Genomic DNA, 5,574 nt, shown 5'->3' with positions numbered 1-5,574 from the left:
ACCCAATCCCTTGACCAAACCATGATCTGAAAAACATACTCGAAGGTGGCTCAATTCTCGGTGAAAAAACCGGCTCAGTTCCGCGTGAAAACCAACAGCCAGACTTTCCTTACGAAATAAAACTGGAAAGCCTCACTAAGCAATCTGGCGAACCTCATTTTTCAAAAGTAATATCAATTCGTTCACGAACAGATAGGCGATCCACGTCGTTGGGCTTGGCAGTCCCGTCATTATAACTGGTCATAGCAATCTGAAGCAGTTTGCAGATCTGCTCGACCCGGAGCGGCGTTCTTCGATGAAACATTGCTTACACCGGGGCCGAGCTTCTCAAGACAATAAAAGCCGAGGATTTGCGTGAAATCGCACCCGTCCAACGGAGCTAACGATTCTCTCGTTACAGAGCCTTCATTCTCCCCCGCCCAGTCATTTGACAAACTTACGCGTATATGAAGTAAATTGACTTCAGAGCAATCGATACAAAATGTGAAACGAACAGTGTTCCTCTCACATAGTTAAATGCCTCCCGCAGCTTTCTCTTAAAAGCCTGGATTCCCAGCCAAGTCAAATTCCTCAATGATTTCAATAAATCATTTTTCACATTCGCCAAATGTGTCATAGGTTTGTGCTACAGTTGACGCACGGCGTCAAGAGCTCGGCACAGGCGGAAATTATTTTCGCTCGATATGAAAAACGCGGCACCGCCCGTTGAGCGATGTCGCATCAGAAATCTACTTATTCAAATATTAAACCAGCTTGGCTACGACATCCCGTAGTGACGATTGCCAATGAGGCGCAGACCAGTTGAACACCTTCTGGAATTTGGCAGTCGACAAGCGCGAGTTGGCAGGACGCACAGCCTTCGTCGGATAGTCCGCTGTTGCAATATCTGTGACAGCCGCAGTCGGCCCACCAAGCCTGGCGCTTTCATCGAAGATAGCACGGGCAAATCCGCTCCAGTTCGCTTCCCCCGTACCGACCAGGTGATAAACACCATAAGCGGAAAAGTCCGGCACTGTCGTCAAATGATCCGCCACATGGATAATCGCGTCAGCGATATCAAGCGCACTGGTCGGGTTGCCCTCTTGGTCAGAAACGACCGAGAGAGCATCACGCGTCTCCGCAAGCTTCAACATCGTCTTGACGAAATTCTTGCCGAAGGGGCTATAGACCCACGCCGTCCGCAAAATGATGTGCCGCGGATTGGCTTGCGCAACCAGACGCTCACCTTCAAGCTTGGAGCCCCCGTAGATGCTGCGAGATCCGGTGCTATCCGTTTCAACATACGGTTCGTCGGCATCACCTGCAAAAACGTAATCCGTCGACAGGTGGATGACGGGAACGCTGCAAGTCTTCGCCGCCTCGGCAACTGCTTCAGCGCCAGTGGCATTCACCGCAAAGGCAAGCTCTGGCTCATCCTCGGCCAGATCCACCGCCGTATAGGCGGCAGCGGAGACAACGAGATCGGGCTTGATCGCTTCGATGGCACTCCGCACGCTTTCCGGTTTTGTCAGATCCAGTTCCGGGCGGCCCAGCGCAATCACTTCCAGATCGGGACGCTGAGATGCTTTCTCAAGAAGGCTCTGGACAATCTGTCCTTCCCGCCCGGTGACGACGATTTTCATGCCTTCGCCTCTTTTGCCGACGCGCTGCCCAAACGCTCACCAGAATAGGTACCGCTGCGGATCGGTTCCCACCACCAGGCGTTATCGAGATACCATTGAATGGTTTTTTCCAAACCCGTCTCGAAGGTCTCCTGTGGTTTCCAGCCAAGCTCACGCTCAATCTTTGACGCGTCAATCGCATAGCGGCGGTCGTGACCGGGACGATCCGTTACGAAGGTTATCAGATCGGCGTAGCTCTTACCGTCTGCGCGAGGCCGCTTCTTGTCGAGAATGGCACAGATCGTTTCCACCACGTTAAGATTGGTGCGTTCCACATGCCCGCCAATATTGTAGCTCTCACCCACTTTTCCTGTTGCCGCAACCAATGCCAAAGCGCGCGCGTGATCTTCGACGTACAGCCAGTCGCGAACATTTGCACCTACGCCATAAACGGGCAAAGGCTTCTCATCCAACGCGTTGAGAATGACCAGCGGGATCAGCTTTTCAGGGAAATGGAATGGCCCATAATTGTTTGAGCAGTTGGATAATACGACCGGCAAGCCATAAGTTTCATGCCAAGCGCGCACCAGATGATCGGATGCGGCCTTCGAAGCCGAATAAGGCGAAGACGGCTGGTACGGCGTTTCTTCGGTGAAGATGCCGCTATCAAAAGGCAGATCGCCAAATACTTCATCCGTCGAAATATGGTGGAAACGGAAGCTAGATTTGCGCGGCTCCGGCAGTTCTCGCCAGTACGCAAGCGCCGCATTGAGCAGGCGGAACGTTCCAACGATATTCGTCTCGATGAATGCACCCGGGCCATCGATTGAACGGTCGACGTGGCTTTCCGCAGCCAGATGCATAACTACGTCGATTTCGTTGGCGCGTAAAGCTTCTAGAACGCTCGTGTCGTCACAAATATCAGCCTGGAGAAAACTGTAATTCGGATGGTCTTCAATCTGGCGCAGAGAGGCCAGATTGCCCGCATAAGTCAGCTTATCGAGATTAACGACATTGACCTTGGGATCAGCAGCCAGATGTCGGCACACTGCCGAACCAATGAAACCTGCACCACCCGTAACAAGAATGTTCATATCATTCCTCAATCAAAAACGTCTGCATTGGCAAGCATCGGGGCTTTCTCGTCCTTATCGGACAATTGCACACCAGTTGCTGGAATAGGCCAATTGATTCCTATTGCGGGATCATCAAAGCGGATCGAGCGATCATGCTCAGGGGAATAATAATCCGTGACCTTATAAATCACTTCGGTATTATCAACGAGCGTGATGAAGCCGTGTGCGAAACCCTTCGGCACCAGAATTTGGTTCCACTTTTCAGCCGAGACTTCCAACGCAACCCACTTCCCGAACGTAGGCGAGCTTTTGCGGATATCGACTGCAACATCCAGAATTGCACCGCGCGTGACACGAACCAGCTTGTCCTGCGCAAATGGCGGCAACTGGTAATGAAGCCCGCGCACAACGCCCTTGGCCGCCGAATAAGAATGATTGTCCTGAACGAAAGTCAGATCGATACCAGCTTCAGCGAATGATTTCGCATTATAGGTCTCGGAGAAAAAGCCTCGGTCATCACCGAATTTACGTGGGCTGATTTCAAAAACACCGTTTAAACCTAAAGGACGAATTTGCATTAATCTTTTCCTAACTCGGCAACACGGCGACGAAGATATGCAGCATATTCGGTTTTACCAAGCTTGGCTGCGCGCTCCAGCACCGCTTCACTGCTCAGCCAGCCTTTATCCAGGCCTATTTCCTCCGGGCAGGCAATCTTGATGCCCTGACGCTTTTCAATGGTCCGCACAAACGACGACGCTTCGTGAAGACTATCGTGTGTACCCGTATCCAGCCAAGCATAACCGCGCCCGAATCGCTGAACATTCAGTTCCCCACGCTCAAGATAAACGTTATTCACCGTGGTGATCTCAAGCTCACCGCGAGCGGACGGTTTAATTGAGCGTGCTATATCGACAACTTGGTTGTCGTAAAAATAAAGACCGGTTACCGCCCAATGAGACTTAGGCTTTTCCGGTTTCTCCTCAATGGAAACCGCTTTGCCTGTCTTGCTATCGAATACCACCACTCCATAGCGCTGCGGATCATCGACGCGATATGCGAAAACTGTCCCGCCCTTCATTGGCTGCGAAGAGAGCTGAGACAATTTCGAGAGGCCGTCGCCAAAATAGATATTATCACCGAGAATCATGGCAACGCTGTCGTTGCCAATGAACTCCCTGCCTATGATGAAAGCTTCTGCCAGACCGTTCGGATGCGCCTGTTCGGCATATGAAAAATTCACCCCGAACTCATGACCATCTCCGAGCAATTTCTGGAACAGAGGTAAGTCATGCGGAGTCGAAATGATCAGAATGTCCTGAATACCTGCCAGCATGAGCACGCTCAGCGGGTAGTAGATCATTGGCTTGTCATAGATTGGTAAAATCTGCTTGGAAACCGCGATTGTTAAGGGGAACAACCTCGTACCACTACCGCCCGCGAGAATAATCCCTTTCATGCGATTTCACTTCCTATCATCTTACTTCTTTCGTTTCGTTCATATAAGCACGTAGTATGTCCAAGATGATGGCTTCGTTTTGACGATGGCCGGACCTATCTAGCGAACCGAGAATTCAAAGAATGACCTATAGTGCTTCAGCTGCGGATCCTCAAATCAATAAGCAGCCATTGCTAACGATTTCAATCGTTACATTTAATCCAGATTTTATTGAACTTAAAAAAACTCTGGATAGTCTAAAAAGCGCGTTGGACGAATTGGTGCCGGGAACTTTCGCAATCACAATCGTTGACAACTCGGTTGACAAAGAAGTCGCCTCGTTTTTGCTCCACAACTATCCAAAATTGCCTGTTAAACTAATTCAGGGCCACGGAAATATCGGCTTCGGGCCAGCCCACAATCTCGCGATACAGCAAGCCGGCGAATTTCATCTCATTCTCAACCCCGACATACAACTCGATCCAAGCGCGCTGAAAATTGCGCTTGCGTTCATGAAAGCCAATGACAATTGCGGACTATTGAGCCCTTATGCATCCTGGCCGAACGGGCAACGGCAGTATCTATGCAAGCGTTATCCGGCAGTCTTTGATTTAATATTGAGAGGTTTCGCCCCCAAAACAATCCGTTCACTTTTTTCTGCGCGATTGGCGCACTACGAATTGCAAGCTGAAACACAAACCGCAGTCTTTTGGAATCCCCCCATTGTGAGCGGATGTTTCATGCTCTTCAGAGGCACTACTTTAAGAGACACGGGCGGTTTCAATAATAAATTCTTTTTATACTTTGAGGATTTTGATCTTTCTTTAAGATCACTTAAAATTACCGATACGGCGTACGTGCCCACAATACGAGTGGTCCATGCAGGTGGGCATGCTTCGAAGAAAGGATTTTTACATATAAAGCTTTTTGTCCGGTCCGCGATGACCTTTTATCGAACCCACGGACTCAAACTGTTTTGATTGTCGCACCCCACAACACAATCCTCTCTTGACATCATATGACAAATTCATGACATGGATTTCTATGTCCTTGATCAAGAATATCACATCAGCTGCCCACAAAAATTTAGCCACCCCTGTGATCCGGTTCACAGCATGGGGTATCCTCGCTTCGTTCATTTTTGTGTGCGTATCTTTTCGGAATAGCTACCTCACCACACCGCTAGAAATTAAATCGATTTTGTTTACTCTAGCAATCGGTTTTTTTCTATACAGCATGCTGTCTATCGCATTACACCCTCTCGTAAGCACAATAATTATCTCGTCAATTATTATCATTATACATATTGCATCAAATGAAAAAATGACAGTCACCGGAGAACCTTTAATATTTGGCGACATTAGCGCTCGTGGACAAAGGTTGACTGCGGAATCGATTTTTGATTCAAAGCTTCCATTTGGAGGCTACTTTGGGCGAACGGATCGGTTTGACAGACGAG

At 49.4% G+C, this 5,574-nt stretch carries 6 protein-coding genes; 2 read left to right on the top strand and 4 right to left on the bottom strand.

What is annotated here, in order from left to right; all coding sequences use genetic code 11:
- Positions 1-743: 743 nt before the first annotated feature.
- From rfbD to rfbA, 4 genes are read right to left on the bottom strand one after another with little or no spacing between them, the layout of a single operon-like run.
- On the bottom strand, positions 744-1,622 hold the full coding sequence (gene rfbD, locus VBH83_RS19110) for a dTDP-4-dehydrorhamnose reductase (protein WP_396999061.1): 879 nt from the start codon (positions 1,620-1,622) through the stop codon (positions 744-746).
- Positions 1,619-2,695, bottom strand: coding sequence for a dTDP-glucose 4,6-dehydratase (gene rfbB / locus VBH83_RS19105; protein WP_396999060.1), 1,077 nt, complete (start codon positions 2,693-2,695; stop codon positions 1,619-1,621). Before rfbB ends, rfbD begins: the two co-directional genes overlap by 4 nt.
- 8 nt (positions 2,696-2,703) lie before the next feature.
- Positions 2,704-3,255, bottom strand: coding sequence for a dTDP-4-dehydrorhamnose 3,5-epimerase (rfbC, locus tag VBH83_RS19100; protein ID WP_396999059.1), 552 nt, complete (start codon positions 3,253-3,255; stop codon positions 2,704-2,706).
- Positions 3,255-4,136, bottom strand: a complete 882-nt coding sequence (gene rfbA / locus VBH83_RS19095) for a glucose-1-phosphate thymidylyltransferase RfbA (RefSeq protein WP_396999058.1) — start codon at positions 4,134-4,136, stop codon at positions 3,255-3,257. Before rfbA ends, rfbC begins: the two co-directional genes overlap by 1 nt.
- 122 nt (positions 4,137-4,258) lie before the next feature.
- Between rfbA and VBH83_RS19090 the strand changes: the two genes are divergently transcribed.
- Both VBH83_RS19090 and VBH83_RS19085 read left to right on the top strand, forming a co-directional pair.
- Positions 4,259-5,095 carry a glycosyltransferase gene (locus VBH83_RS19090; RefSeq protein WP_396999057.1) on the top strand — a complete coding sequence of 279 codons (837 nt, stop codon included), beginning with the start codon at positions 4,259-4,261 and terminating at the stop codon, positions 5,093-5,095.
- A 49-nt stretch (positions 5,096-5,144) separates the two neighbouring features.
- The coding region (locus tag VBH83_RS19085; protein WP_396999056.1) for a hypothetical protein at positions 5,145-5,574 on the top strand (430 nt) is incomplete at its 3' end.

This window comes from Ochrobactrum sp. S1502_03, from assembly GCF_044435015.1.
Taxonomy (GTDB): domain Bacteria; phylum Pseudomonadota; class Alphaproteobacteria; order Rhizobiales; family Rhizobiaceae; genus Brucella; species Brucella chromiisoli.
Note: the sequence above shows the minus strand (reverse complement) of the source record. Positions and strands in the feature narration are given on the sequence as shown.